Raw genomic sequence first — 26,491 nt, 5'->3', positions numbered from 1 at the left:
TGATTCACGACAAGCCTGTCCAGATTTCATGTGCCTCTTGCCTGCAAGTGACATGCGAAATGACAGTCTGATTCGGGGCCTTAGCTCAGCTGGGAGAGCGCAACACTGGCAGTGTTGAGGTCAGCGGTTCGATCCCGCTAGGCTCCACCAGAATTATTGAAAAAGCGGTCATCCTTCGGGGTGGCCGCTTTTTTTGTGCCCGGCTTTCAGCTCGTTCCTTTCTGCAGCTCGCCCCTGTCAGCATGCCCCTGTTTGCAGCTCGACCCTGTCTGCTTCACATATATAGCCGGCGGCGCCCGAGTCTGCCAATACTGACAGAAATGGACGATAAATCTCACTCAGACTCGAGATCGGCTGAAATTACCTGCATTCGTTGCCTGATCGTCTCAAGTTGTTGATGAGAGGCAGGCATGGCGCTAGATTGGCGACATGAGCAGACAAGAGATCACACGACTCGTGGCGAGTCTCGCCCACGAGGAAGGCATTCGAGAGACCGCAGTGAAGGGCGTGCAGCTCTTTCGCATGACGGAGCCCGTGCGTTGCGCGCCGGCCATCTATGAACCCGCCGTGGTGGTGATCGTCAGCGGTGCCAAGGAGGCGATACTGGACGGCGAGCGGCATGTCTATGACAGCCGTCAGTATCTGTGCTGTCCCATCTCGATGCCGGTCGAGGCGGGCGCCCCCACGGCCTCGCCAGAGACACCGCTGCTGGGCGTCTACCTCTCGCTGGACACGCGGGTAATGACGGAGCTTGCCATCGAGATGGAAAGCGCCGCGGGCCTCGTGCGCAAGTCGGCCCGCGGCCCGCTGCCGCCCGGGCTTGCCCTGGCGCATTGGGACGCCGCCTTCAGCGATGCCTTGTTGCGGCTGCTGCAGGTGGCGCAGAGCCCCGCCGATGCGGCGATACTGGGAGAAGGGCGGCTGCGGGAGCTTTACTACGCCGTCCTGAAGGGCGAGGCCGGTGAGTCGGCGCGACGTGCCTTCGGTGTGGGCAATGAGATCGCGCGGACAATCGATTACCTGTCCAGCCGACTGGATGAGCCGGTCAGCATTGAAGACATGGCCGGGCGGGTCGGCATGAGTCGCGCCGTCTTCCACCGCAAGTTCAAGCAGGCGACCACGATGTCGCCGATCCAGTTCGTGAAGTCCATGCGCCTCAATACCGCCGCCATGCAGATCGCCAATGGCAAGACCGTCAGCGAGGCGGCCATGGCCGTGGGCTATGTGAGCTCCTCGCAATTCAGTCGCGAATTCAAGCGTCTGTACGGGCAGTCGCCCAAGCAATGGAGTCAGTTCAAATAGCGACACGCCACCAGCGGGGCAAGAAAAAACGGCCATCCGAAAGGAGGCCGTTTTTTCATGGCTGGCGATCATCCTGCGCGCAGGCGCTAGAGCACCGCTTCACTCTCCTCGACACGCTCGAAGAGGATCAGGTGATCGGCCTGGATACGCAGCATGACCTGCTCGCCGGGCTGATAGTCGTGATGGCTGTTGAAGGCCGCCTCGACTTCCCGTCCGGAAGGCAGCGCCAGCCTATAGAGGGTACTGGTACCGGCGAAGGTCGCGCTGAGCACGCGTGCCTTGAGATCGGTGGCTTCCGAATCCCCTTCGGCCAGCACCAGGTCATCCGGGCGCAGCAGCACATCCACCGGCGTGCCGGGCGCATACGGATAGGCACGGTTGCCGCGAATCACGCCCAGCTCCGTGCTCACGCATTCGTTGTCCTTCAGCGTGCCGGGGATGAAATAGCCCTGGCCGATGAAGTTGGCGACGAAGCGCGTGGCGGGTTCGTGATACAGATTGAACGGCGTGTCCCACTGCTGCAGATGACCGCCGTGGATCACGCCGATCTGGTCGGCCATCGCGAAGGCCTCATTCTGATCATGCGTGACCAGCACCGCGCTGATGCCAAGGTGCTTGAGAATCCGCCGCACCTCCTGACTCAGCTGACGACGCAGCTCCACGTCCAGATTCGAGAACGGCTCATCGAGCAGCAGAATGCGCGGCTCCGGCGCCAGCGCGCGGGCCAGGGCCACGCGCTGCTGCTGGCCACCGGACAGCTCATGCGGGAAGCGCTCGCCGAGATGGGCGAGGCCGACCAGCGTCAGCAGCTCCGTCACCTTGTCATTGCGCGCTTCACGGGTCATGCGGCGCACGCCGAAGGCCACGTTGTCCGCCACGCTCAGGTGGGGGAACAGCGCGTAATCCTGAAAGACCATGCCGACATGGCGCTGCTCCGGCGCAGTCAGATGAGTCGCGCTGGACAGCACCTCGCCTTCGAGACGAATCTCGCCCATCGCTACCGGTTCGAAGCCGGCAATCGCGCGCAGCAGCGTGGTCTTGCCGCAGCCGGAGGGGCCGAGCAGGCAGGCAATGTCACCCTTGTTGAGGGAGAAATTGATGTCACGGGTCACGACGGTAGTGTCGTAGCGACATTCCAGCGAATCGATCTGAAGGAGCGGTTGCATGATGGCAGGTCAGTCCGGATGGCGATGAAGGCAGCGGAGCAGGGGAGTGTCCGTCTCGCTTGAGCATACGCGAGCGCCGCCTGCGTGGATGCAGGCGGCGGCAGGGCACCCCTTCGGCTTGCTGGGCGGCGGCTCAGCCTTGAGGCTCAGTCCTGGCGACCCAGCATCAGGAACTCGAGCAGTGCCTTCTGGGCGTGCAGGCGATTGCCCGCTTCCTGCCAGACGACGGCGCGCGGGTCATCCAGCAGGCCCATGCTGATCTCTTCGCCGCGGTGTGCCGGCAGGCAGTGCAGGAAGATGACATCGTCAGCGGCCTTGTCGAGCATGGCTTCATCGACCTGGAAACCGGCGAAGTCGGCTTCACGCTTGAGCTGCTCTTCTTCCTGGCCCATGGAGGCCCAGACATCGGTGGTCACCAGGTCCGCGCCCTGCACGGCTTGCTGCGGGTCGCGATGGATGCTGACGCGCTGGCCAGCCGCCGCGACGATCTCGCTGTCCGGCTCGTAGCCTTCCGGGCAGCAGATGCGCAGATTGAAATCGAATTGACGCGCGGCGTTGATCCAGGAATGGCACATGTTGTTGCCATCGCCGATCCAGACCGCTGTCTTGCCCTTCACGGAGCCACGACATTCGGTCCAGGTCATCACGTCGGCCAGCAGCTGGCACGGATGATAGTCATCGGTCAGCGCATTGATGACCGGCACGCTGGAGGCGTCGGCGAAGGCTTCGATATCGGAGTGGGCGAAGGTGCGGATCATCACGCCATCGACCATCTCGGAGAGCACGCGGGCGGTGTCGCCGATCGGCTCGCCACGGCCCAGCTGGGTGTCGCGCGGCGACAGGAACAGCGCATGGCCACCGAATTGCGCCATGGCCGTCTCGAAGGACACGCGGGTACGCGTGGAGGACTTCTCGAAGATCATCGCCAGGGTGCGGTTGGCGAACGGCGTATAGACCGGACCTTCCTTCTTCAGCCCATCCTTGATGGTGATGGCGCGCTGGATGAGGTAGTCGAGTTCTTCCGGAGAAAGGTCAAGCAGGGTCAGAAAGTGCCGGGTGGCCATCGAGCGGGCTCCTGTCAGGGTCTCGGGCAGCACCATCGAAAAGGGCGCCATGCGTCGGAGGGAAGGAAGTCGCCGACGATCACGGCGCCCGGATGGCGCTGCCTGTCAAAAGAGCCATCCTAGCCAGCTCGGCTCGAGCGTGCAACGCTCACGCCGTTATCAGCGCGGCCATGGCGCGTGCTGCAGGGCCGATGCGCGCTGCTGCAGACAGCAATCCACAACTCGGGCACTATCGGGGGCTGAATTCATGGCTTACCCCCAGTAGAATGAGGGAATGACACTCACGGGCCTTGCGCCCACCGTCCGAGGATTGCACATGAGCACTACCATCGAATCGATCGAAAAGCAGATTGGCGAGAACCCGATCCTCCTGTACATGAAGGGCACCCCGCAGCTGCCGCAGTGTGGTTTCTCTGCGCAGACCGTGCAGGCCGTCATGTCCTGCGGCGAGCGTTTCGCCTTCGTCAACATTCTCGACAACCCGGACATCCGCGCCGAGCTGCCGAAATACGCCAACTGGCCGACCTTCCCGCAGCTGTGGGTCAACGGCGAGCTGGTCGGCGGTTGCGACATCGTGGTCGAGATGTACCAGAGCGGCGAACTGGAGCCGCTGATCAAGCAGGCCGCTCAGGAAGCGTCTGCCGAGTGATCGGCTCCTTCTGATCGGCTCCTTCTGATCGGCACCCACTGATCCGCATCTTCTGATAGGAGTTGCTCTGATCAGGCTCGCTCTGAGCCAAGCAGTGCCGAGCAGAAAAAACGCCCCCGCAGCCTGGCTGCGGGGGCGTTTTCATGTCTGGCCGTCAGAAGCTCTGCCAGTCAGGGCGCGGGCGCGTCGAGCGAGGCCGGCACCTCATCATTCATGCCCTGTTCCTTCATCGCCAGGTCCCAGCCGCCCAGGTCCTTGAAGCGGTTGACCATCGCGCAGAACAGCTCCGCGGTGCGTTCGGTGTCATAACGCGCCGAGTGGGCGGAGGCGTTGTCGAACTCGATGCCGGCGGCGCGGCAGGCGCGCGCCAGCACCGTCTGGCCATAGACCAGACCCGCCAGCGAAGCGGTATCGAAGCACGAGAACGGGTGGAACGGATTGCGCTTGATACCGCAACGCTCGACCGCCGCGTTCAGGAAGCCCTGATCGAAGGCCGCATTGTGGCCGACCAGCACCGCACGCGTGCAGCCGTGCGCCTTGATGGCCTTGCGCACCGGGCTGAAGATCTCGCCCAGCGCCTGATTCTCGGCCACCGCGACCTGCTTGCGCACCGGGTTGTCGAGATCGATACCGGTGAAATCCAGTGCCGACTGTTCGATGTTGGCGCCCTCGAAGGGGGCCACGTGGAAGGCATAGGTCGCATCCGGCACCATGTTGCCATCGTCGTCCATGGTCAGCGTGACGGCAGCGATCTCGAGCAGTGCATCACCGGCGGCATTGAAACCACCCGTCTCGAGGTCGACCACCACTGGCAGAAAGCCACGGAAGCGCTGTGCCATCTGCGTGCGCTCGCTCGCCTGGGTCATCAAGATCTCCAATCCCGTCATAGCATCTCGTGCTGCGTCGTGCGTATTGCCGACGCTCAAGGTGGCCAATTGTAGCAGGGCGAAAAGGGCGCGTCGCGGCGCTGGCCGCGTGCCGGGGTGTCTCTGGCCCTCCTGGCAGTATCGGTGAGGTGCCAGCCTCGCTATAATCGGCGTCACATCGTGATTCGGGTAGATGAGCGGCTGCGCTTGCGCGGCCTTCGCTCGTCTGGACCGGGCGATCCAACCCCACCTGCGGCCACGGCGTTCATCAGTGGTACGCGGGAACTACAAGCATCAACTCAGGAGTCAAGCATGTCCGACGTGCAAAAGGTCGTTCTCGCCTACTCCGGCGGCCTGGACACTTCAGTCATCGTCAAGTGGCTGCAGGAAACCTACAACTGTGAAGTCGTGACTTTCACAGCTGACCTCGGTCAGGGCGAGGAAGTCGAGCCGGCGCGTGCCAAGGCAGAAGCCCTCGGCGTGAAGGAGATCTACATCGAAGACCTGCGCGAGACCTTCGTCCGCGATTACGTCTTCCCGATGTTCCGTGCCAACGCCATCTATGAAGGCGAGTACCTGCTGGGCACCTCCATCGCACGTCCGCTGATCGCGCGTCGTCTGGTCGAGATCGCCAACGAGACCGGCGCCGACGCCATCTCTCACGGCGCGACCGGCAAGGGCAACGACCAGGTGCGTTTCGAGCTGGGCGCCTACGCGCTGAAGCCGGGCATCCAGGTCATCGCGCCGTGGCGTGAGTGGGACCTGAACTCCCGCGAGAAGTTGATGGAATACTGCGAGCAGCACGGTATCGAAGTCGACTACGCCAAGAACAAGAAGAAGTCTCCGTACTCCATGGACGCGAACCTTCTGCACATCTCCTATGAAGGTGGCGTGCTGGAAGACCCGTGGACCGAGTGCGAAGAAGAGATGTGGCGCTGGAGCGTCAGCCCGGAGCAGGCGCCGAATGACGCGACCTACATCGATCTGACCTACACCAAGGGCGACATCACTGCCATCGACGGCAAGGAAATGGCCGCTCACGAAGTGCTCGAGTACCTGAACAAGGTCGGCGGCGCCAACGGCATCGGCCGTCTCGACATCGTCGAGAACCGTTACGTCGGCATGAAGTCGCGTGGCTGCTACGAAACACCGGGCGGCACCATCATGATGCGTGCTCACCGTGCCATCGAATCCATCACTCTGGACCGCGAAGCGGCCCACCTGAAGGACGAGATGATGCCCAAGTACGCTGAGCTGGTGTACAACGGCTACTGGTGGAGCCCGGAGCGTCGCATGCTGCAGGCGGCCATCGATGAGTCCCAGAAGGTCGTCAACGGCGTCGTGCGTCTCAAGCTCTACAAGGGCAACGTGATCGTCGTCGGCCGTCAGTCCGAAGACTCGCTGTTCGATGCGTCCATCGCGACCTTCGAAGATGATGCGGGCGCCTACGACCAGAAAGATGCTGCCGGCTTCATCAAGCTGAACTCCCTGCGCCTGCGTATCGCGGCCAGCAAGGGACGTGGCATCGAGTAATCTCTGATCCGATAGCCTGATCTCGGAACACCATGACGCCGGCCCCTGCTGCAGCCATTCGCTGCCATAGGGGTCGGCGTCGTGCTATCCGGTTGTCGGTGCTACGTTATCCGGCTGTCGTATCGCGCTTTAGGCGGCCAGAGTCAGTCGCGCTGTCGGCTACCAGAGCCGGGCGCGCTTTCGTCTGATGAGGTGCTGCTCATCCAGGGCACGCATGGCGCTCAGGGGCGTTGCTGAGCGCTTTTCTCCCCCGTGGGTGCATGCGATGCTGACAGAAGCCCCTTTTCATTGTCATTTCTGCACGTAGATCGCCGGCGTCTGTCATGGCGGCCGGCCAAGGAAGATGTCTCATGCTGGGTATGCTGAAGAAACTGTTTGCCGCAGGCGAGCCTGCGCCGGTCAAGGAACCGGAAGCCACCGAATACAAGGGCTATCTGATCGTGGCGATGCCGCAGAAGCACGATGGTCAATACCGGGTGTCGGGCGTGATCCGCAAGCCGGTGGAAGGCGGCGAGATGCTGGAGCACCGCTTCGAGCGCTCCGACACCGTGCCGGGCGAAGAGGGCGCCGTGGAGCTGACCCTGCTCAAGGCGAAGCGCACCATCGATGACCTGGGTGACAGCATCTTCGAGCGCTGATCGCCCCCGGAGCTGACCGCTGCGCACTTGCCCCCACCTTCAGGAGCACGCCTATGATCACGGTTCACCATCTGGAAAACTCGCGCTCGCAGCGCATCCTGTGGCTGCTGGAAGAGTTGAATCTTGAATACCGTCTGCAGACCTATGCCCGCGACAGCAACAGCATGCGTGCGCCCAAGGCGCTGAAGGAGATTCACCCACTGGGCAAGGCGCCGATCATCACCGACACCACGCTGGCGGGAGAGAATGCCGAGCCGGTGGTGGTCGCCGAGTCCGGTGCGATCATCGAATACCTGATCGATCTGTACGCCGGCCAGGGCAGCGGCAGCACTGCCCATCTGCGCCCGCCCGCCGGCAGCCAGGCCGAGCGTGACTACCGCTTCTGGCTGCACTTCGCCGAAGGCTCGGCGATGCTGCCGCTGATGCTCAGACTGGTGTTCTCGCGTCTCGACAAGCCGCCGGTGCCGTGGCTGGTGCGCCCGATCGCGCGCAAGCTGGCCAAGGGGGTGAACGACAGCTTCATCAGTCCGGAGATCAAGGCGCATCTCGCCTACATGGATACCTGTCTCGAGCATCGCCAGTGGCTTGCCGGCGACTCGCTGACCGGTGCCGATATCCAGATGAGCTTCCCGATCCAGGCGCTCGATGCGCGCCAGGGGCTCAAGAATCACCCGAATATCCAGGAATGGCTGGCCCGCATCCGTCAGCGCGAGGCCTTTCAGCGCGCCGTGGCCAAGGGCGGCGAGCTGGCGCTCTGACGCGCTGATGCTTTTGCGCCCTGATGACCTGATGCTCGGGCGCGATGCGCAAATATCATATGGCTTGCGCATTTTTGCGCTATTGATGTGATTTAGACTTTCGTCGGGATTCTTTCGGCATTCGGGCTGTCACATCTGGACGTTATATCGATAGGTTCTGTTTTAGGTATCTAAGCTACAGTTAGTGCTTATTGACCTCGAGCGGGTGACAACCGCCCAGTCACCGGGCTGGGCAGCGAAGCGCCTAGGACGCCAGGCACGACAGGCGGAAGAACACCGCAACACAGAGCGACAAGACAGAACACAAGACCGTGAGCGATGCATCGGCAAGCGAGTGGGGAGTCCACCGTGGTGCCGATGGATAAACAGGATGCAGGACAAGGAGTCGACCGGGGGCCTGGCATGGCACGCAAGAGTCTGCGTGAACAATCACTGGAACAAGCACTCCAGCAGATGGAACGCGACAAGGCTCGCCTTGAACGCCGACTAGCGGGGCTGGAAGAGAAACTGTCGACGACGCTCGACGGTACCGGCCTGCGCCTCTGGCAGCTCGAAGTGCCCAGCGGCAAGCTCACCATCTTCAACTATCGCTGGGGGCGCATGCTGGGCTATCAGCCCGGCGAACTGAACGCCCATTTCGATGTCTGGCGTGAGCACCTGCACCCGGAAGACCGCGACGAAGTGCTCGCTAACCTCAATGATCACCTTGAGGGGCGCACCGAGGTCTATCAGGTCGTGCATCGCATGCTGGCCCGCGACGGCAGCATCACCTGGGTCGCCGACCGCGGGCGGGTGGTCGAACGCGATGAGCACGGCAATGCCCTGCGCCTGCTGGGCACGCATACCGACATCAGTCATGAGAAGGACTACGAATCGCGGCTCAATGCGCTGGCCAGCACCGATGCCCTGACGGGCCTTGCCAATCGTCAGGCCATCAACAGCTGGCATCAGCGACCGCTGGCCGATGACAGTGCCTTGATCTTCATCGACCTCGACGGCTTCAAGCAGGTCAATGACCAGTTCGGCCATCGTGCCGGCGACGAAGTGCTGGTGCTGGTCGCGCATGGCCTGAACGATGAGCTGCATCGACTGGGCATCCATCATCATCTCTCGGCGCGTTTCGGCGGCGATGAATTCCTCTTTCAGCTGCCCCGCATGTCACTGCCGCGTGTCGAACATATCGCCCGTCGCTGGCTGGAGCGCTTCGCGCATCCCCTCGAGATCAGCGGTGGCCTCGGCCGCATCGGCCTGAGTATCGGCATCTGCTTCGGGTGCGATGCCGATAATCGCTTCGGGCTGGCGCTGGAACGGGCCGATCAGGCGATGTACCGGGTCAAGCACCACGGCAAGCATGGCTTCAGGGTGCACACGCCGGTGGAGTACTCCGACTGCGATTTCCAGGCCTCGAATCTGGAAGCCCCCGCCAGTCGCCTGCCTTCCTGGCTGCACCCACAGCCCGCGCCGACATCAAGGCCCGCGCCAGCCTCCCAGTCGCCGCCGAGGCAGCAGGCAGCTTCTGCCGGTACCGAGCCTGCCAGTGCTGAGTCTGCCGGTACTGAGCCTGCCGATACCAAGCCTGCCGATACCGAGCGTGGCGATAGCGTGTCTGCTTATTCCGAGTCTGCCGATGCCAGGGCCAAGGAGGAAAGGTGACTCGCATGACAAGCAAGCCCGCTTCCCGCTGGCTCCCGACATTCCAAGCCCCCCCGCACGCGCAGGCGTCGGGGGGCTTTTGTCTTTCAGGCCGCTCGATCGACGGGCGTGGCACAACGCTGCAGCGCGAATGCCATCATTTTCTGATATGACTATTGCATCCGGCAAAGTCGCGAACGACGCTGGGGGGAACGGCAAGGCAGGATGAGTCGAGGCCCCCGAGCGTCATGGAAGCGTCGTGGCACAAGACAGGCATGAACGGCGGCCTCAAGTGCCGCCTTTATCAGCAGGGCGAGTGTCCTCAAGGAGAGAAGGATGAGTAGCAGCGAGTCTGGCCGACAGTTCATCAATCAGCCACGCCAGGTCGTCGGTGAGGCGCTGGAAGGCTGCGCACGACTGCGCCACCCTGATGGCAGTGGCGTGCGGCTGTCAGACCCCGCCAGTGGCATGCGCCTGGTGGTACGCGATGACTGGGCGCGTGATCAGGTCGCGCTGATATCCGGTGGCGGCTCGGGGCATGAGCCCGCGCACGCAGGCTTCGTCGGCGCGGGCATGCTGACGGCTGCCGTGTGTGGTGAGCTGTTCGCCTCGCCGACGGTGGACGCCGTGCTGGCGGCGATCCGCGAAGTGACCGGTGAGGCCGGGGCCTTGCTGATCGTCAAGAACTACACCGGCGATCGCCTCAACTTCGGGCTGGCCGCCGAGCGGGCGCGCCAGGAAGGCTTCAAGGTCGAGATGGTCATCGTCGCCGATGATGTGGCGCTGCCCGACAACCCGCAGCCGCGCGGGCTGGCCGGCACACTGCTGGTGCACAAGGTCACCGGTGCACTGGCGGCACGTGGGGCGGGCCTCAAGGAAATCACCGCCGTCGCACGGCGCGTCGCCGACAGCTGTTCGACCCTGGGCGTGGCCTTCAATGTCGGCCGCCATCCCGGCAAGCCGCGTGAGCAACGCGCACCGGAACTGGGGCTGGGCATTCACGGCGAGCCGGGCGCCATGGCGCTCGAGCTTGGCAGCGACTCGGACACCCACGGCGTGCATGCGGTCATGGACACCGTGGTCACGGCGCTGGTGCAGGGCCATTCGCGCAAGGATGTCGGCGGCGACCTGCCGGCCAGCGGCCATCTGCTGTTGATCAATGATCTGGGCGGTTGCTCGGCGCTGGAACGCAGCCTGCTGCTGGAAGAAGCGCTGACCCATCCGTCGCTGCAGGCGTTGGGCATCCATGCCGTGGTCGGCCCGCAACCGCTGATGACTTCGCTGGACATGCACGGCTTCTCGCTGACGCTGCTGCCGCTGGATAGCCTGCTGGAAGAGGCGCTGAGCGCCAGCTGCGCGCCGGTCGCCTGGCCGGGTGTGCAGCCGGTGACGCCACTGGCGCACTTCACGCCGAGTCAGGACGCCGCCAGAACGGCCGGCGATGAGGCCTCGGATGCCAGACGTGCCCAGGCCAAGGCCGACTGCCAGGAGCGTGCCGCCCGTGGCGTGAAATCGCGTGCCGGCCTGCCGGGCGATCCGCAGGTCGAGCAACGCCTGCGCGCGGCACTGGAAATCCTGCTCGCCAGTGAGGCGGACCTTGACCGCCTCGATGCCATCAGCGGTGACGGCGATACCGGCAGCACCTTCGCCAGCGGTGCGCGCGCGGTGATCGAGGCGCTGGAAGACTGCGAGCTGGCGTGTGGCGATTCCGGTGAGCTGATGACCACCATCGGCAAGCAGCTGGCCCACGGCATGGGCGGCTCCAGTGGTGTGCTGCTCTCGACGCTGTTCACCGCCGCCGCCACCCGCTGGAAGGAGCAGTCGGACGCGCATGGCCAGGCACCACTGGGCCATCGCTGGCACGACGCCCTGAGTCACGGTGTCGCCCGCATGCAGCATTACGGCGGCGCCTCACGCGGCGACCGCAGCCTGCTGGATGCGCTATTGCCGGCATTGGAGGCCCTGCAAGCGTCGGTGCAGTCTGAAAAGCAGGCATCGGTGCAGCCTGATCAGCAGGGTGATCAGTCCGCCTCGCCGGCCGAGAGCCAGCAGAAGATACGCGCCGGTCGTGTCGACTGGGCCGCGATGGCACGCGCCGCCCGTCAGGGTGCGGATGCCACCGCCGAGATGGCCAAGGCACGGGCCGGACGCTCCGCCTACGTGCCTTCCGCTCATCTGGTCGGCAACAGCGACCCGGGCGCGGAAGCCGTGGCGCGTGTCTTCGAAGCGCTGGCCGATGCTGCCGAGGAAGCGGCGGGCTGATGTGATTGACCGGCTGAGCTGGTTGACCCGAATGACTGGTGTCTGAGCTCTCCAGCCCCAAAAAGCTCTAAAACCAAAGCCCCATAAAGCAAAAGGCCCGCCCCATGAACCTCGTGTTCAGGGGCGGGCCTTTTTGCATCATGCGGCAAGCGGTCAGGCGACTTTCTGACGTGTCGGCAGGCGAATCAGACGGGTGGCGATGGCGGTGCCCAGCAGGGTGATGCCCATGCCGGTGAGGATGCGCGCATCGATCACCTCATCGAGCAGCATGTTGCCCCACAGCAGCGCACTGACCGGTACCAGGAAGGTCACCGAGGTGGTCGCGGTGGCGCCGGCACTGGCCAGCAGGCGGAAGAAGATCAGGAAGGCGAGGCTGGTGCTGAGCACCGCCAGTGCGATCGCGCTGCCCCAGGCTTCCAGGCTGACGCTGGTCGTCGGCCACATCCACAGGCCCGGAATCAGCAACAGCAGGGACGACATCATCGAGCTGCCCGCGGCCAGTACCGGCGCCGGCAGGTGATTCAGGCGCTGGCGCGAGAAGTTGGAGGCGAAGCCGTAGCAGAAGGTCGCGCCGAGGGCGGCGAGAATGAACCAGCCATCACCGCCGAGCTGGAAATCGAGGCGATTACTCGACAGCACATAGACGCCGCTGAAGGCCACGGCCAGGCCGAGATACTGCTGCTTCTGGATCGGCGTGGCGAACAGCGCCATGCCCAGCAGCGCGGTGAACAGCGGCGTGGTGGCATTGATCAGCGAGGTGAAACCGGCCTCCAGCTGGGTGGTGGCCAGCGCCAGCAGGCAGAAGGGCAGCGCCTGACTGGTCAGTCCCAGCACCGCAAGTGGGCCCTTGTGCTCCCACAGCATCCTGAGGCGTCCCGCGCCCAGCAGCAGCGGGGCCAGTACCAGCGCACCGATGCCCATGCGCAGCAGTATCAGCGTGGTCGGGCCGAATTCCGGCGCGGCCACGCGCATGAAGATGAAAGACATGCCCCACAGGGTGGACAGCAGGACAAGACGCAAGGCATCGCTGGCGGACATGGTGTTCTCGACGTGGCGTGTGAAAGGCAGTCCGCTAGGCTAGCCCCTCATGCGCGTCACGGGAAGCACGACCTTGTGCCTGTCGCTCTTCTTTCCCAGTCCCAGCTCCAGCCCGCTGGCCTCAGGCGGAGGGTATCGCGCCGCGCTGGATGGCGGCGATATCGCGGGCGGCGCGCTCGAGTGCCGGCAGATGCTTGAGCATGTCCTCGCGCGACTGGCGCATCACCGGTGCCTGGATCGCCACGCCGATGTTGGAGGGCCCATCGGGATTGGGCGCCAGTACCGCGATGCACACCAGACCGGGCAGGAATTCCTCGTCATCCAGCGCGAAGCCCTGCTGGCGGACCTGCTCGATCTCGGCCTCGACGGACTCGATGTCGGTCAGGGTATTGCGTGTCATCGCGTTCAGCGGCGTGCCGGTCAGCAGGCGGCGGCGCTGGGCGGGCGGCATCTGGGCCAGAAACAGCTTGCCGCTGGCGGAGCAATGCACCGGCACCCGTGAACCGGGGTGCAGATAGAAGCGCAGCGGGGCCTGGGTCTCGACGCGGTCCAGATACAGCACCTCGCTGCCGGACAGTGCCGTGATGTTGCAGCTCTCGCCGACCTCTTCCATCAGCCGGTTGAGCACGCCGTGGCGGGCGCCCTGCACGGTGTCGTTGAGCAGCAGGTTCTCCGCCAGACGGCGCAGGCGGCTGCCCTTGCTGTAATGGCGGTTGTCCGCCTCGCGCTGCAGCATGCCGCTGCCTTCCAGCTGCTGCAGCATGCGGTGCAGCGTCGGCTTGGGCAGGCCGGTCTCTTCCACCAGTCCCTGCAGGGTGAAGAACTGGTCCTTGGCGGCGATCACTTCCAGCAGCGCCAGCAGACGCTGGGCGGGCGTATCGCCTTCTATCTTGCTGCCTTCCTTGCCGGTGTCCCTGTCAGCGTCCTTGCGGTCACGCGGCAGGCTCGCCTGGGGCTGGGTGGCACTGTTCATGGGCTATTCCCTCCTTCAATCCGTGCGCTGGGCAGTGTGGCGCCGAAACGCTCGGCCCGTCAGTGCCTTGCGTTGCTGTGCCTACTTTAACAGTACTCCATTCATCGAAAGAAGTTTCTAAAAAAGGAGTGTTTTTGATCATTTTCCGAAATCGGGCTTGACGGACCGCGCGGCGAGGGCTAATTTTGGTCACATGTTTCGGTAATCGGAACTAAATGTATCAATAAACATAAAATTTAGAGTTGGAGACGCCATGAGCACTCAAGACAGCGCAGACAATCGCAAGGTCGTGCAGGGCAAGCAGAAGATGACCCCTTCCGAGGCCTTCGTGGAAACCATGGTCGCCAATGGCGTCACCGACATGTTCGGCATCATGGGCTCCGCCTTCATGGATGCGATGGACATCTTCGCCCCGGCCGGCATTCGCCTCATTCCGGTGGTGCATGAGCAGGGCGCTGCCCACATGGCCGATGGCTATGCTCGCGTTTCCGGCCGTCACGGCATGGTCATCGGCCAGAATGGCCCGGGCATCTCCAACTGCGTCACCGGCATCGCGGCGGCTTACTGGGCGCACAGCCCGGTGGTCATCGTCACGCCGGAAGCCGGCACCACCGGCATCGGCCTGGGTGGCTTCCAGGAATGCAAGCAGCTGCCGATGTTCCAGGAATTCACCAAGTACCAGGGCCACGTGACCCACCCGTCGCGCATGGCGGAATACACCGGTCGCTGCTTCGACCGCGCCATGTCCGAGATGGGCCCGACCCAGCTCAACATTCCGCGTGACTACTTCTACGGCGAGATCGAATGCGAGATTCCGCTGCCGGCACGTGTCGACCGCGGCCCGGGTGGCAGCAAGAGTCTGGATGAGGCAGCCGAGCTGCTGGCCAGCGCTAAGTTCCCGGTCATCGTTTCCGGTGGCGGTGTGGTGATGGCCGATGGCGTCGAGGAGTGCAAGGCACTGGCAGAGCGTCTCGGCGCGCCGGTGGTCAACAGCTACCAGCACAACGATTCCTTCCCGGCCAGCCACCCGCTGTGGTGTGGTCCGCTCGGTTATCAGGGCTCCAAGGCGGGCATGAAGCTGATCTCCCAGGCCGATGTCGTCATCGCACTGGGCACGCGCCTCGGGCCGTTCGGTACCCTGCCGCAGCACGGCATGGACTACTGGCCGAAGGACGCGAAGATCATCCAGATCGACGCCGACCACAAGATGCTGGGCCTGGTGAAGAAGATCTCCGTCGGCATCTGCGGCGATGCGCGTGAAGCGGCCATCGCCCTGACCGAGCGTCTGTCCGGTCGCAATCTGGAATGCGATGCCTCCAAGGATTCGCGTCTGACCCAGATTCGTGAAGAGAAGGCCGCCTGGGAAGCCGAGCTGGATGCCTGGACCCACGAGAAGGACGCCTTCAGCCTCGACGCCATCGAAGAAGCCAAGGACGAGAAGCCGTTCTCCGGCGGCGAATACCTGCACCCGCGTCAGGTACTGCGCGAGCTGGAAAAGGCCATGCCGGAAGATGTCATGGTCTCCACCGACATCGGCAACATCAATTCCGTGGCCCACAGCTACCTGCGCTTCGATCGTCCGCGCAGCTTCTTCGCCCCGATGAGCTTCGGCAACTGCGGCTACGCGCTGCCGACCATCATGGGTGCCAAGACTGCCGCGCCGGAACGTCCGGCCATCGCCTATGCCGGTGACGGCGCCTGGGGCATGAGCCTGATGGAAATCATGACCGCCGTGCGTCACGACATTCCGGTCACGGCCGTCGTCTTCCACAACCGTCAGTGGGGCGCCGAGAAGAAGAACCAGGTCGAGTTCTACAACCGTCGCTTCGTCGCCGGTGAGCTGGACAACGAGAGCTTCGCCGAGATCGCGCGCTCCATGGGTGCCGAAGGCATCACCGTCGACCGTCTGGAAGACGTGGGCCCGGCCCTCAAGAAGGCCATCGACATGCAGATGAACGAAGGCAAGACCTGCGTCATCGAGGTGATGTGTACTCGCGAACTGGGCGACCCGTTCCGCCGCGACGCCCTCAAGAAGCCGGTGCGTCTGCTCGAGAAGTATCAGGATTACGTGTAACGCCCATCGCTGATCGCGCTGTGCAGGTCATGGATGGCAGCGCGATGAAGCGGGTGTAGCGCGACGCGCAAGCAGGACTGGAACTCTCCCTTGCCCCGGCCATTTCAGATGTCCGGGGCTTTTTGGATGTGTCGGCTGCCTGCAAGGGCAGCGAGGAGACAGACATGAAGGCACTCAACAACATTCTGGCGCGGGCCAAGGCAGACCCGCGGCGTATCGTGCTCTGCGAAGGGCAGGACATGCGGGTGGTGCAGGCGGCGGTGAGCGCGGCGGAGCAGGGCCTGGCGCAGGTGATGGTGGTCGGTGACCCCATCGTCATCGCCGCCACCGCCAGAGAAGCCGGGCTTGAGGATCAGGCGCTGGCACGGCTCGAGTTGATCGACCCCGTCACTTCCGAGCACACCGCCAGGCTTGCCGAGGCGCTGCACGCGCATCGCGCGGCCAAGGGCATGACGGCGGAGCAGGCCGCCGAGAAGATTCGTGATCCGCTGACGTTCGCCAACATGCTGGTGCGCGAAGGGCTGGCGGATGGCTCGGTGGCTGGCGCCGTGCTCACCACTGCCGATGTGGTGCGCACCGCCATTCAACTGCTGGGGCTGGCGCCGGGCAGCAAGCTGGTCTCCAGCTTCTTTCTGATGATGCTGTGCAAGCCGTTCCACAACCTGAAGGGCGGCATGATCTTTTCGGACTGCGGGCTGGTGATCGACCCCGATGCCGAGGAGCTGTCGCAGATCGCGTTGGCCGCCGCCGACAGCGCCCAGGCTCTGCTCGGGGAAGACCCGCGGGTGGCGATGCTGTCGTTCTCCACCAATGGCAGCGCGCATCACGCCTCGGTGGACAAGGTGGTGCAGGCCGCGCATCGGGTACGCGAGCAACGTCCGGATATTGCCATCGATGAAGACGTGCAGCTCGACGCCGCCATCGTGGCGGAAATCGCCGAGCGCAAGCTGCCCACCTCCCGCGTCAAAGGCACCTCCAACGTGCTGGTATTCCCCAATCTGGAAGCCGGCAATATCGGCTACAAGCTCGCCGAACGCATCGGCGGCGCAGAAGCCATCGGCCCGCTGCTCCAGGGCCTCGCCAAACCCGCCAACGACCTCTCGCGTGGCTGCTCCACCGCCGACATCCTCAATGTCATTGCGGTCACTGTTGTTCAGGCACAGCAATATAGAAGTACGTAGCTGACATATGAATTAGTAAAAGATATACTTGTTAAAGAAGGGTGAGATTTTATCTCACCCTTCTTTAGTGGCTTAATGCTATACTACTACATGATCGATTGTAAATTTGCAATTACTGTTATTTATAAAGCTAGAGGGTAAGTGAATGGATATAGTGGACTCTATATATGGGTTTATAAGACTTCCTTTGATAAATATTGGAGTAACTGTTTTGTCAGTCGTATCGTCTATCATTGCTGTTGTTCAATATTTGAGTAAAAAGCGTGTTGTTAAAGAAAATATCACTCTTAAGAATGAGGTAAGTGAAGTTGCATTGAAATATAATAACTTGGTGCAAGGAGATAAGTCGCAATTCTTTCAAGACAATTCCGGGCCCGTTAGTATAGATAATAGAGGCTAGTTATGTCAGGCGATATAACTTTTACCGATAATAAAGCTCCAATTACAATTAGAAATGAGTCCTCTATACGTAGACCTACAGTGATTGGAAAGCTCATCGAGATCATTGCGACAAATAGTGCTACTGCGGATGATCTGAGGCGTGAGCCAGCCGACATAGAAGTGAAAATAAAACTCAATGATCTTAAACGTTCAAAAAGATATCTCAAAGATTATAGAGGAGAGTCATTGTTGGTTGATGACTCAATAAAGGAACTTAATCGGAACATCATGAATGGTGGTAGAAAGCTAAAAAGACAGATGAAAGATTTCTATACAGATTCTTTGTGCAAATACTCTATTGAAATCGATCCATTTGATCTAAATAAATTAAGAGAAAATTCGGACAATATAGTCGAGGATGTGGCCCACGCTACAATGGTTTTTGTTAAGAATTCTTCAGATTTACAGGATGGGTATTTTGAAGAAGACATTGTCTTTGGTGTGAATCTAATTGTTGGGTATAGTATAGTTGAGTGTATTGTTATGGAAAATCCTCATGATCACGATTGATTCAGACCCAGAAGTCAATCCAGTAAGTTTAGGTGCCCATATACTAACATATATAGCGGATAATGCAGGCGAAGTAGAGCTGGATGAGCTCTACAATGTGTTAAAGAATAGTTATGGCATTTCATATGATGTATATGTTTACACATTGGACTGGCTGTATGCTATTGGCGCTGTTAACTTAAATGATGACGAGAGACTTGTATGTTTTTAATCAGCCTTACTGTTTTTAAAAATAATAATATTCTTCGTGAGATTTCTTTTAAAAAAGGTCTCAATATTATAGTTAACTCTGCTAATCCTGACCAAGCATCAGGTAATAGTGTAGGTAAGTCTACATTATCTCGCTTGCTGGACTATATCTTTTTGTCTAGTGGTAAAGAAATATATACTGAGAGTGAGCATAATAATCCTATACCTCAAGTAGTAGATTTTATAAAAAATAATAGAATTTTAGTTGAGCTAAAGTTTATTGGTTACGATAAGAAAAATTATACAATAGGACGAACGCTTACTCTAACTGCTGCTAAGTCTGAATATTATATTGGTTTGAAAAAATCCAATAAAAAAGATTACGAAAGTATAGTGGCTTCTCAAGTGTTTGGATTGAGCTCCGAGAAGCCTACTGTACGTACTGTTTCTAATAAGTTTATTAGAAATACAAACTATAAAATGCAAAATACTACAAAGTTCTTATTCCCTACAACAAAGCACGATGTTTATGATCAGTTATACCTCTTTCTTTTCGGTTTTTCGGATTTGGACCTATTAAAGAAAAAGGCTAAACTAAATCTAGATATAGCCTCTAGCAGTCAACAGTTGTCTGCTTATCGGCAGCCTTATAAAGAAAGTGTGTTGAAGAAAATGATAGTTCCATTACATACAGAAGAGAAAGAGATCATCGAAAGGATCGAAAGTTATGACTTTACTGGAACTCAAGATGATAATGTGAAATCATTAGTTAAAATTCAAAGTGAAATATCGGATTTAACCATAAGGTATTCTAAAGTAAAGTCTAAGTCGTTGTACTTAAATAAATCTATAGAAAGCCTGAAGGAGAACTCAACAAGTATTAACGGGAAATACCTGCAAGATATATATCTAGATGCTAAAGTGTCTATAAATGAAGATCTATTGCGGTCAATGGAAGATCTTATGATTTTTCATAACAAGGTTATAAATAATAAGATTTCTTATATTAATGCCGGTATAACAGAGTGTCTAGAAGAAGAAGAGAATTTGCGGGAAGAAATATCAAGCTTACAGAAACATGAATCGGAATTACTTCAGCATATAAAGGAGCCCTCAGTATTAAAATCTATAGCTACGCTATATCAGAAGCTGTCAAATGTTAAAGAGGAGATAGCAAAGGCTAATACATTACTCAATAGGATAGAAGAAGTTAAAGCATCACTTGCTGAACTAGAGAAACAAAAGCAAAAAGTTGTAGAAAGGATACAAAGTAACACAGATAGTCTAAATAGTAATGTTAGCCACTTTAATAGGCTTTTTGGCGAGCTAAGCAAATGTTTTTATGATGAAAGATACATTTTTGATTTAAATTTTGACTCTGAGAAAGAGAGATGTAGTTTTGAAGTTGTTAGTGTAACGCCGAACTCTACAGGGGGAAAAAAGAAAGGCGAACTTAGTGCTTTCGACATGGCTTATATAAAGTTAGTTAAGGAAGTGGGGTTAAAAAGACCTACATTTGTCGTGCATGATAGTATTGAAGACGTTGATGTTAATCAAGTACATGATATTTTTAAAGCAGCGGATAAGCTAGATGGTCAATATATTATTGCTTTGATGAGGGATAAAATAGCAGGTCAAAACTTTTCTGGATACTTAGAAGAATCTACAGTTTTAGAGCTGTCAGAGAATGATAAATTCTTTAAGATATAAATAAATCAAAGGAATTTCTGTGATTCTTGTATAGATCACATCCCCTGATGCCGACACGCCAGCGCCATGTGATACACGATTTCATCGGCGAGGGCGTTGTCGAGGGTGCGTTCGAGGTCGATGATCAGCTGGTTGGGGTAGTAGGCGCTGAGGTCCAGCCCGACGCCGAGGCCGAGGATGGCCTGGCGGCCGGAGCGGGTCTGTTGCGCGACCACCTGCTTGAGGTGGCTGTCGAGGTACTGTTCATCATTGGCCATGTTGGTGGCGCTGTCACAGGGGCTGCCATCGGAGATGACGACCAGCAGACGGCGCGCGCCTTCGTCGGCAGTACTGTTATCGGCGAGTCGTGAGCAGGCCCATTGCACGGCTTCGCCATCCACGCCTTCGCGGTAGAGATCGGCCTTGAGCAGGGCGCCGAAGTTGCGGCGCGCACGTCGCCACGCCAGTGAGGCGGGCTTGAAGACCAGATACTGCACTTCATTCAGGCGACCCGGACGTGCGGGCTTGCCGGCGCGTCGCCAGTCCTTCAGGGCGCGGCCGCCATTCCAGGCGCCAGTGGTGAAGCCGAGCACCTCGGTGGGCACACCGGCCATGTCGAGCGCGCGGGTGAGTATCTCGATCAGCATCGCCACCGCCTCGCCATGCACCTTCATCGAACCGGAGCAGTCGATCAGGAAGCTGACCTGCGCACTGGCCTCGGGCACCCAGCGCTCGCGCTGGAAGACCCGCCGCTCGGCCGGCGAGGAAATCACCTGACTCAGCCGCCGCCCATCGATGATTCCTTCCTCCTCCCCGAAGTGCCAGCCCTCACGCTGCGGCGAGCTGAAATGGCGCGCCAGCTGACGTGCCAGGCGCCGCACGTTGATCTTCTGCTCCGCCAGACGCGTATCCAGCGCCTGACGATACTCATCGAGCAGGGCCGCGCGCATGCGCCTGGCCGGTTCCAGCTCGCGGTCATAGGCCGTGGTGAACACCTGATAGGGCAGCAATTCCTCCGGCGCGCCACGCCGATGGCTCGGCAGCTGCGACGCCGCCTGCTCCTCGAGCAGGCTCGCTTCCTCATCCTCGTTTTCCAGAAACAGCGCGAAGCGCTGACTGGCCTCAGACTCGTCATCCTCCTCGCCGTCCTGCTCCTCCAGCGATGCGGCCAGTTCCTGCTCCAGCCACAGGCTGATGTTCAGCGCATGCTGCTGATAGGCCGCCTGATCGAAACGCGTGCGTCTTAGCCCCGCCATGTCAGCGCCCAGCGCCTGATAGAAGGAGGCGCGCGTCGTCTCGATGTAATCCTCCGTCTCGTGGATCACCGCACAGGCCATCAGGCGCGACCAGCACGACTGGATGACGCTGTAGATGAGGATGCCGCTGCTCGTCTCGGTCAGGCCCGCGTGATAGAAGGCCAGGCACCAGTCGGTGAAGCGCCGCGCCAGATTCTCCTTCACGCCGGGCATGTCGGGGTCGACCAGCGCCTCGACGCGCAGCTGCTCCAGCAGGTCATAGATCAGGCGCGTTTCCGGCAGCGCCGGACGCGCCGCCAGATGCAACGCCTCGTCGGTGTGAACCAGGCGCAGCGCGATGGCATCGCTGACCGCGCGATAGTTGTCGAGCGTGCAATCATCTTCCTCAAGGCGCAGATGCGGCGTGCGCAATGGCAACGCCTGAGCATGCCGACTCAGGCGCCGCCCCCGATAGGCCCAGCCGGCCTGACCGCTGAGTGCCCCGAGACTCGCCGCAGAAAGCTCCTCGAGATACTGCTGACGACGGCGTACCTGCTGGGCCGCACTCATGCCCGGGCTCCCTTGTCGCTGTCCTGTTCATCCATCAGGTCGCTCTCCATCAGCGCCGCGGATTCCTCCAGTTCCTTGGCGAAACAGCGCTGATAGAACTCGGCGACCAGCGGGCGCTCATGCTCATCGCACTTGTTGAGGTAGGAGAGACGGAAGGCCAGCGCCGGATTGCGGAAAATCTCGCAGTTCTCCGCCCAGGTGATCACGGTGCGCGGCGACATCAGGCTCGACAGGTCGCCATTGGCGAAGCCCTTGCGGGTGAGGTCGGCCACCGCGACCATCGCGCGAATCAGGGCGCGGCCTCGCTCGTTGTCCTTGGCGGGCACGCGCGCCAGCACGATCTTCACCTCTTCCTCACGCGGCAGGTAATCCAGCTTGGCGACGATGTTCCAGCGGTCGATCTGCGCATGGTTGAGCAGCTGGGTGCCGTGATAGAGCCCATCCTGATTGCCAAGCCCGACGGTATTGGCGGTGGCGAACAACCGGAACTGCGGATGCGGGCGAATCACGCGGTTCTGATCGAGCAGCGTGAAGTGGCCGTCGCGCTCCAGAATGCGCTGGATGACGAACATCACGTCCGGACGGCCGGCATCGTACTCATCGAAGATCAGCGCGATGGGGCGGGTCAGCGACCAGGGCACGATGCCTTCCTGGAACTCGGTGACCTGCACGCCGTCGCGAATCACGATGGCGTCCTTGCCGACCAGATCCAGTCGGCTGACATGGCCATCGAGATTGACGCGCAGGCACGGCCAGTTGAGGCGCGCGGCGATCTGCTCGATATGGGTCGATTTGCCGGTGCCGTGCAGGCCCTGAACCATCACGCGGCGGTTGTTGGTGAAGCCGGCGAGGATGGCGAGGGTGACATCGGGATTGAAGCGATAGGCGTGATCGATCTCCGGCACGTGGGCGTCGCGCTCCAGAAATACCGGCACCTTGAGGTCACTGTCGATGCCGAACAGCTCGCGCACGCCGCGCAGCTCGGTGGGCTGCAACTGGCCGGCGGGCAGCGGCTGCTCGGCAGAGGCGGCGGGGCCTGCATCGCTGGCAGGATTTGCCTCATTGGTAGAGCTTGCATCACTGCTGGAATGCGTCAAGGTGGCGTCGCTCACGGGGTGTCTCCCTCGTCATTCTTGTTGGTGGCTGCCCGGTGGACCTGTCGCGGGGAGACAGGCAAACCGGGCGGCGGCAATGCTGTGAATATAGCTTTGTTTCTAAAAATAATGCAAATCGTATCGAAATATGAGATTTGTGATTGTTCATTCCCCGCAGGAGCAAGGCAGATGAGCGATACCCTGATCATTGGTGGCGGCGTGATGGGCATGATGATGGCGTGGCAGCTGGCCGAGGCCGGCCAGACGGTCACGCTGCTGGAGCGCGGTCAGTGCGGACGCGAGGCATCGTGGGCCGGTGGCGGTATCGTCTCGCCGCTGTATCCGTGGCGCTATTCGAGCGCCATCTCGTCACTGTCACGCTGGTCAGAAGGCGAATACCCGAGACTTGCCGAGGCGCTCAAGGACGCCACCGGCATCGACCCCGAATACCGCCAGAAGGGCCTGATCTATCTGCGGGTCGAGGATGAGGCGCTGGCGCTGGACTGGGCGCGTACCCAGCACAAGCCGCTGGAGGTGATCGAGCGTGAGGCGCTCTACGCGCGCGAGCCGCATCTGGCCAGTGGCCATCAGCAGGCGCTGTGGATGCCGACACTCGGCAGCATCCGCAATCCGCGACTCGGTCAGGCGCTGCGTGCGCGTCTGCTGGCGCACCCGCGTATCCGGGTGCGTGAAGACTGTGAGGTCACGCAGCTGGTGCTTGCCACGCCGTCGCGTGTCACGGGCGTCCGGCTTGTTGATGAGACCCTCAGCGCAGACAACGTCGTGGTGTGTGGCGGCGCCTGGAGTGGCAGGCTGCTGGCGGCCGCCGGCGTGCTGCTGCCGGTGCGCCCGGTGAAGGGCCAGATGATGGTGTTCAATCCGGTGGCGGCGGGGCTTTGCAGTGTGGATGCGCCGCTGCTGTCGCGGGTGGTGCTGTGCGATGGCCGCTACGTGATTCCGCGCGCCGATGGGCGGATTCTGATCGGCTCGACCCTGGAGCATCAGGACTTCGACAAGTCCACCACCGCGCAGGCGCGCGAGTCGCTGCATGCCAGCGCCGCGAGCATTCTGCCGGCTCTGGGTGAGCTGACGCCGGAGCATCACTGGGCCGGCCTGCGTCCGGGCACGCCGGATGGCACGCCCTTCATCGGCGCGGTGCCGGGGCTTGATGGCCTCTACGTGAATGCCGGTCACTACCGCAATGGCCTGGTGCTGGCGCCCGCCGCCACGCGCCTGCTCAGTGACATCCTGCTCGGGCGCGAGAGCTTCATGTCAGCGGAGGCCTTCACGCCACCGGGCGTGGCAGCGCCCACGGCCCTCGCAGGCTGAGTCGCCCGAGGGCGGCGCTAGGGCGGCGCTTGGACGGCCTTGGTACAGCATCAGCGCGGCGCGATGGGACCAGTTGGCACCAGGGCAGCCCCGCTCGTGCCAACTGGCCCAATCGGTGGCAGCCAACTGGTGCTAAAGGGCGGTGCAAGTGTCGGCGTAGTCTCGGGTCATGGCGCAGCGCTTGCTGCCGCTCATCAGCTCAAAAACAAGCCCAACAACAAGACTGCGGAGCCCGACCCATGACTCACCAAGCCACCATCGAACTGCTGACCGCCTTCTGCGATGCCCTCAACCGTCACGACATCGACGACTGCCTGTCGATGATGACCGATGACTGCGAATTCCTCGCCATCGCCGGGCCGGAACTCGAAGGCAAGACCTTCGCCGGTCAGGACGCCGTGCGTGCGGGCCTCTCCGCCGCCTGGCAGAACGCGCCGGATGCCCAGTGGATCGACGCGGAAATCTTCGCCGATGGCGAGCGTGGCTTCGTCATCAGCACCTATACCGGCACCACTGCCGATGGCGCGCGTAGCGAAGCGCGCATGATCGACGCCTTCACGCTGCGAGACGGCAAGATCGCGACCAAGAACGCCTTCCGCAAGAACCGTCCGCCCGTCAACGTCTGAGCGCCAGCGGCGCACCGATCAGGGAAGAGGTTTCTGAAGCTGTCTTTGCCCCGGGGGCAGCACGTCATGGCGTCAGGTCATGGCGTGCGCCCCGTGGGTGAGAGGAGGTGTTCGAGATGGAAACTATCGTGCAGCACGGCGCCCGGCCGTCGGACATGGGCAATGAGCCAGAGCAGCGCCCGGCCACTCAGGCCTCGCGGCCGTATGACCCGGCCTACGACCCGCTGGTGAGCGCCACACCCGGCGAAGGGCGCGACTATGCGCCGACCTACTGGGTCGCCACCGCCGGCGAGCCGCCGGCAGACGATGGCCCGGTGATGGGCGATATCGACGCCGATGTGGTGATCGTCGGCTCCGGCTTCACGGGCCTGACCGCCGCCATCGTGCTGGCCGAGAAGTACGGCATCAAGGCCACCGTGCTGGAGGCCAATCGGGTCAGCTGGGGCTGTTCGACCCGCAATGGCGGTCAGGCGCAGTGTGCCACCGGCCGCCTCAAGCGCTCGCAGTGGATCGAGCGTTACGGCCTCGAGGCCGCCTACGGCCTGCACCGCGAGTGCGTCGAGGGCATGGAGAATTTCAAGGAGCTGATCAAGGACATCGACTGCGATCCGCAGCCGGGCGGCCATCTGTATATCGCCCACCGCGAGCGCATGATGCCGGGGCTGGAGAAGGAAGCGCGCCTGTTGCGCGAGACCTTCAACTACGATGCCCGCATCATCGATGGCGCCACGGTGCGCAATGAGTGGGTCGGTGATGAAGAGGCCTGCGGTGCGATGCACGAGCCGGAAGGTATCGGCGTGCACCCGGGCAAGTTGGCCTTCGGCTATCTGCGCAAGGCGCGCCGCCTGGGCGTCAAGGTGCACCCGGCAAGTCCGGTGGAGAGCTGGGAGACCCGCGATGGCGTGCACTATCTGACGACGCCGGGTGGCGTGGTCAAGGCGCGCTCGGTGGGCATGGCGACTGGCGGCTACACCTCCGGCAAGCTGCATCCGGAGCTCGACAAGCGTCTGATGCCGGTGCTTTCCAACTCGCTGGTGACGCGCCCGCTGACGGCGCAGGAAATCGAGGCGACCCGCTTCCATACCCACCAGGTGCTCACCGACACCCGCGTGCTGCGCCACTACTACCGCCTGCTGCCGGACAACCGCTTGCAGATCGGTAGTCGCAGTGCCGTCTCGGGGCGTGATGCGCCCAAGGCGCAGTACGAGCAGCTGCTGATCGCCGACATGCATCGCAAGTTCCCCGCGCTGAGCGGCATCGAGGTCGATTACTCCTGGTGGGGCTGGGTGGATGTCAGCCACGACATGATGCCGCGCATCCATCAGCCGGACCCCAAGCAGAGCATTTATTACGCCATGGGCTATGGCGGCAACGGCGTGATGTATTCCGCCCAGGCGGGCAAGCGCCTCGCCCAGTGGATCGCCAAGGACGCGGCGGACCTGATACTGCCGATCTTCCAGTCACGTCTGCCGTACCCCAATGTGCTCAACAAGGTCGAATCCCCGCTGTTCGCACCGTTCCGCCGTACCGGCCAGCGTTGCCTGTATCGCTGGTACGCGATGAAGGATGAGGCGCAGTAGGTGTGACTCGCCACTGATGCCACGATGACCAGAATGCTCCCGCATTGATCGATTTCATGATCAGTGCGGGAGCATCTTTGTTATCTAGAAGA

At 60.9% G+C, this 26,491-nt stretch carries 22 protein-coding genes and 1 tRNA gene; 16 read left to right on the top strand and 7 right to left on the bottom strand.

Annotation, left to right across the window (positions count from 1 at the left end; translation table 11 throughout):
• Positions 1–74: 74 nt before the first annotated feature.
• Both U0O11_RS12915 and U0O11_RS12910 read left to right on the top strand, forming a co-directional pair.
• Positions 75–150 (top strand) — tRNA-Ala (locus tag U0O11_RS12915).
• 279 nt (positions 151–429) lie between these two features.
• Positions 430–1,302 (top strand): AraC family transcriptional regulator, encoded by an 873-nt coding sequence (locus U0O11_RS12910; protein WP_153636323.1) that lies wholly within the window; start codon positions 430–432, stop codon positions 1,300–1,302.
• A gap of 86 nt (positions 1,303–1,388) precedes the next feature.
• On the opposite strand, the gene U0O11_RS12905 is transcribed toward U0O11_RS12910, so the two are convergent.
• Both U0O11_RS12905 and argF read right to left on the bottom strand, forming a co-directional pair.
• Positions 1,389–2,468, bottom strand: coding sequence for an ABC transporter ATP-binding protein (locus U0O11_RS12905; RefSeq protein WP_054555527.1), 1,080 nt, complete (start codon positions 2,466–2,468; stop codon positions 1,389–1,391).
• Positions 2,469–2,614: 146 nt separating this feature from the next.
• On the bottom strand, positions 2,615–3,532 hold the full coding sequence (argF, locus tag U0O11_RS12900; RefSeq protein WP_043331358.1) for an ornithine carbamoyltransferase: 918 nt from the start codon (positions 3,530–3,532) through the stop codon (positions 2,615–2,617).
• A gap of 316 nt (positions 3,533–3,848) precedes the next feature.
• Between argF and grxD the strand changes: the two genes are divergently transcribed.
• A complete protein-coding gene (grxD, locus tag U0O11_RS12895; RefSeq protein ID WP_043331357.1) occupies positions 3,849–4,181 on the top strand; it encodes a Grx4 family monothiol glutaredoxin in 333 nt (110 codons plus the stop codon).
• 170 nt (positions 4,182–4,351) lie between these two features.
• Here the strand turns inward: grxD and rnt are convergent, their stop codons facing one another.
• Complete coding sequence (rnt, locus tag U0O11_RS12890) at positions 4,352–5,047, bottom strand: ribonuclease T (protein ID WP_054555724.1); 696 nt, start codon at positions 5,045–5,047, stop codon at positions 4,352–4,354.
• 267 nt (positions 5,048–5,314) lie between these two features.
• Here rnt and U0O11_RS12885 point away from each other — a divergent pair, with 267 nt between their 5' ends.
• The 5 genes from U0O11_RS12885 (at position 5,315) to U0O11_RS12865 (ending at position 11,870) form a co-directional block, all read left to right on the top strand.
• Positions 5,315–6,580, top strand: a complete 1,266-nt coding sequence (locus U0O11_RS12885; RefSeq protein WP_225348161.1) for an argininosuccinate synthase — start codon at positions 5,315–5,317, stop codon at positions 6,578–6,580.
• A gap of 350 nt (positions 6,581–6,930) precedes the next feature.
• Complete coding sequence (locus tag U0O11_RS12880) at positions 6,931–7,218, top strand: HlyU family transcriptional regulator (protein WP_306424366.1); 288 nt, start codon at positions 6,931–6,933, stop codon at positions 7,216–7,218.
• Positions 7,219–7,271: 53 nt separating this feature from the next.
• Positions 7,272–7,976 (top strand): glutathione S-transferase, encoded by a 705-nt coding sequence (locus U0O11_RS12875; protein WP_153636321.1) that lies wholly within the window; start codon positions 7,272–7,274, stop codon positions 7,974–7,976.
• A 402-nt stretch (positions 7,977–8,378) separates the two neighbouring features.
• Positions 8,379–9,629 (top strand): diguanylate cyclase domain-containing protein, encoded by a 1,251-nt coding sequence (locus U0O11_RS12870; RefSeq protein WP_324690414.1) that lies wholly within the window; start codon positions 8,379–8,381, stop codon positions 9,627–9,629.
• Between the two features lie 315 nt (positions 9,630–9,944).
• Positions 9,945–11,870, top strand: coding sequence for a dihydroxyacetone kinase subunit DhaK (locus tag U0O11_RS12865; protein ID WP_324690413.1), 1,926 nt, complete (start codon positions 9,945–9,947; stop codon positions 11,868–11,870).
• A 153-nt stretch (positions 11,871–12,023) separates the two neighbouring features.
• Here U0O11_RS12865 and U0O11_RS12860 read toward each other — a convergent pair whose 3' ends face one another.
• On the bottom strand, positions 12,024–12,908 hold the full coding sequence (locus U0O11_RS12860) for a DMT family transporter (RefSeq protein WP_324690412.1): 885 nt from the start codon (positions 12,906–12,908) through the stop codon (positions 12,024–12,026).
• Positions 12,909–13,029: 121 nt separating this feature from the next.
• Positions 13,030–13,881 (bottom strand): IclR family transcriptional regulator, encoded by an 852-nt coding sequence (locus U0O11_RS12855; protein ID WP_084589193.1) that lies wholly within the window; start codon positions 13,879–13,881, stop codon positions 13,030–13,032.
• A gap of 253 nt (positions 13,882–14,134) precedes the next feature.
• Here U0O11_RS12855 and xsc point away from each other — a divergent pair, with 253 nt between their 5' ends.
• The 5 genes from xsc (at position 14,135) to U0O11_RS12830 (ending at position 19,986) form a co-directional block, all read left to right on the top strand.
• On the top strand, positions 14,135–15,955 hold the full coding sequence (gene xsc, locus U0O11_RS12850) for a sulfoacetaldehyde acetyltransferase (protein ID WP_235506947.1): 1,821 nt from the start codon (positions 14,135–14,137) through the stop codon (positions 15,953–15,955).
• 164 nt (positions 15,956–16,119) lie between these two features.
• The gene (pta, locus tag U0O11_RS12845) at positions 16,120–17,136 is read left to right on the top strand and encodes a phosphate acetyltransferase (protein ID WP_324690407.1); all 1,017 of its coding nucleotides are present in this window, start codon (positions 16,120–16,122) and stop codon (positions 17,134–17,136) included.
• 402 nt (positions 17,137–17,538) lie between these two features.
• Positions 17,539–18,087: a hypothetical protein gene (locus tag U0O11_RS12840; protein ID WP_324690405.1), complete on the top strand. Its 549-nt coding sequence runs from the start codon at positions 17,539–17,541 to the stop codon at positions 18,085–18,087.
• Positions 18,074–18,298: an ABC-three component system middle component 6 gene (locus U0O11_RS12835; protein WP_324690403.1), complete on the top strand. Its 225-nt coding sequence runs from the start codon at positions 18,074–18,076 to the stop codon at positions 18,296–18,298. Before U0O11_RS12840 ends, U0O11_RS12835 begins: the two co-directional genes overlap by 14 nt.
• Positions 18,289–19,986, top strand: a complete 1,698-nt coding sequence (locus tag U0O11_RS12830) for a DUF2326 domain-containing protein (protein ID WP_324690401.1) — start codon at positions 18,289–18,291, stop codon at positions 19,984–19,986. Before U0O11_RS12835 ends, U0O11_RS12830 begins: the two co-directional genes overlap by 10 nt.
• Before the next feature lie 35 nt (positions 19,987–20,021).
• Here the strand turns inward: U0O11_RS12830 and U0O11_RS12825 are convergent, their stop codons facing one another.
• Both U0O11_RS12825 and U0O11_RS12820 read right to left on the bottom strand, forming a co-directional pair.
• Positions 20,022–21,770, bottom strand: a complete 1,749-nt coding sequence (locus U0O11_RS12825) for a cobaltochelatase CobT-related protein (protein WP_324690399.1) — start codon at positions 21,768–21,770, stop codon at positions 20,022–20,024.
• Entirely contained in the window at positions 21,767–22,882 is a 1,116-nt protein-coding gene (locus U0O11_RS12820) for an AAA family ATPase (RefSeq protein WP_324690397.1), read from the bottom strand. Before U0O11_RS12820 ends, U0O11_RS12825 begins: the two co-directional genes overlap by 4 nt.
• Positions 22,883–23,053: 171 nt before the next feature.
• Between U0O11_RS12820 and thiO the strand changes: the two genes are divergently transcribed.
• The 3 genes from thiO to U0O11_RS12805 all read left to right on the top strand — a co-directional run bounded on the left by thiO (position 23,054) and on the right by U0O11_RS12805 (position 26,399).
• On the top strand, positions 23,054–24,193 hold the full coding sequence (thiO, locus tag U0O11_RS12815) for a glycine oxidase ThiO (protein ID WP_324690395.1): 1,140 nt from the start codon (positions 23,054–23,056) through the stop codon (positions 24,191–24,193).
• A 239-nt stretch (positions 24,194–24,432) separates the two neighbouring features.
• Complete coding sequence (locus tag U0O11_RS12810; RefSeq protein ID WP_324690393.1) at positions 24,433–24,819, top strand: nuclear transport factor 2 family protein; 387 nt, start codon at positions 24,433–24,435, stop codon at positions 24,817–24,819.
• A 116-nt stretch (positions 24,820–24,935) separates the two neighbouring features.
• Complete coding sequence (locus U0O11_RS12805; RefSeq protein ID WP_324690391.1) at positions 24,936–26,399, top strand: NAD(P)/FAD-dependent oxidoreductase; 1,464 nt, start codon at positions 24,936–24,938, stop codon at positions 26,397–26,399.
• Positions 26,400–26,491 lie beyond the last annotated feature (92 nt).

Origin of the sequence: Cobetia sp. D5 (assembly GCF_035666195.1) — a bacterium.
In the GTDB taxonomy this organism is placed as follows: Bacteria; Pseudomonadota; Gammaproteobacteria; order Pseudomonadales; family Halomonadaceae; genus Cobetia; species Cobetia amphilecti.
The sequence above is the reverse complement of the archived record's forward strand: the minus strand, read 5'-3'. Positions and strand labels throughout refer to the sequence as shown.

Bases quoted from the DNA above. Each gene is read 5' to 3' on its own strand.
- U0O11_RS12840 (WP_324690405.1), top strand. From the start codon at position 17,539: ATGTCAGGCGATATAACTTTTACCGATAATAAAGCTCCAATTACAATT.
- U0O11_RS12855 (WP_084589193.1), bottom strand. From the start codon at position 13,881: ATGAACAGTGCCACCCAGCCCCAGGCGAGCCTGCCGCGTGACCGCAAG.
- U0O11_RS12810 (WP_324690393.1), top strand. From the start codon at position 24,433: ATGACTCACCAAGCCACCATCGAACTGCTGACCGCCTTCTGCGATGCC.
- U0O11_RS12910 (WP_153636323.1), top strand. From the start codon at position 430: ATGAGCAGACAAGAGATCACACGACTCGTGGCGAGTCTCGCCCACGAG.
- U0O11_RS12865 (WP_324690413.1), top strand. From the start codon at position 9,945: ATGAGTAGCAGCGAGTCTGGCCGACAGTTCATCAATCAGCCACGCCAG.
- U0O11_RS12870 (WP_324690414.1), top strand. From the start codon at position 8,379: ATGGCACGCAAGAGTCTGCGTGAACAATCACTGGAACAAGCACTCCAG.
- U0O11_RS12860 (WP_324690412.1), bottom strand. From the start codon at position 12,908: ATGTCCGCCAGCGATGCCTTGCGTCTTGTCCTGCTGTCCACCCTGTGG.
- U0O11_RS12830 (WP_324690401.1), top strand. From the start codon at position 18,289: ATGTTTTTAATCAGCCTTACTGTTTTTAAAAATAATAATATTCTTCGT.
- xsc (WP_235506947.1), top strand. From the start codon at position 14,135: ATGAGCACTCAAGACAGCGCAGACAATCGCAAGGTCGTGCAGGGCAAG.
- thiO (WP_324690395.1), top strand. From the start codon at position 23,054: ATGAGCGATACCCTGATCATTGGTGGCGGCGTGATGGGCATGATGATG.
- pta (WP_324690407.1), top strand. From the start codon at position 16,120: ATGAAGGCACTCAACAACATTCTGGCGCGGGCCAAGGCAGACCCGCGG.
- U0O11_RS12805 (WP_324690391.1), top strand. From the start codon at position 24,936: ATGGAAACTATCGTGCAGCACGGCGCCCGGCCGTCGGACATGGGCAAT.
- U0O11_RS12880 (WP_306424366.1), top strand. From the start codon at position 6,931: ATGCTGGGTATGCTGAAGAAACTGTTTGCCGCAGGCGAGCCTGCGCCG.
- grxD (WP_043331357.1), top strand. From the start codon at position 3,849: ATGAGCACTACCATCGAATCGATCGAAAAGCAGATTGGCGAGAACCCG.
- argF (WP_043331358.1), bottom strand. From the start codon at position 3,532: ATGGCCACCCGGCACTTTCTGACCCTGCTTGACCTTTCTCCGGAAGAA.
- U0O11_RS12905 (WP_054555527.1), bottom strand. From the start codon at position 2,468: ATGCAACCGCTCCTTCAGATCGATTCGCTGGAATGTCGCTACGACACT.
- U0O11_RS12875 (WP_153636321.1), top strand. From the start codon at position 7,272: ATGATCACGGTTCACCATCTGGAAAACTCGCGCTCGCAGCGCATCCTG.
- U0O11_RS12835 (WP_324690403.1), top strand. From the start codon at position 18,074: ATGATCACGATTGATTCAGACCCAGAAGTCAATCCAGTAAGTTTAGGT.
- rnt (WP_054555724.1), bottom strand. From the start codon at position 5,047: ATGACCCAGGCGAGCGAGCGCACGCAGATGGCACAGCGCTTCCGTGGC.
- U0O11_RS12825 (WP_324690399.1), bottom strand. From the start codon at position 21,770: ATGAGTGCGGCCCAGCAGGTACGCCGTCGTCAGCAGTATCTCGAGGAG.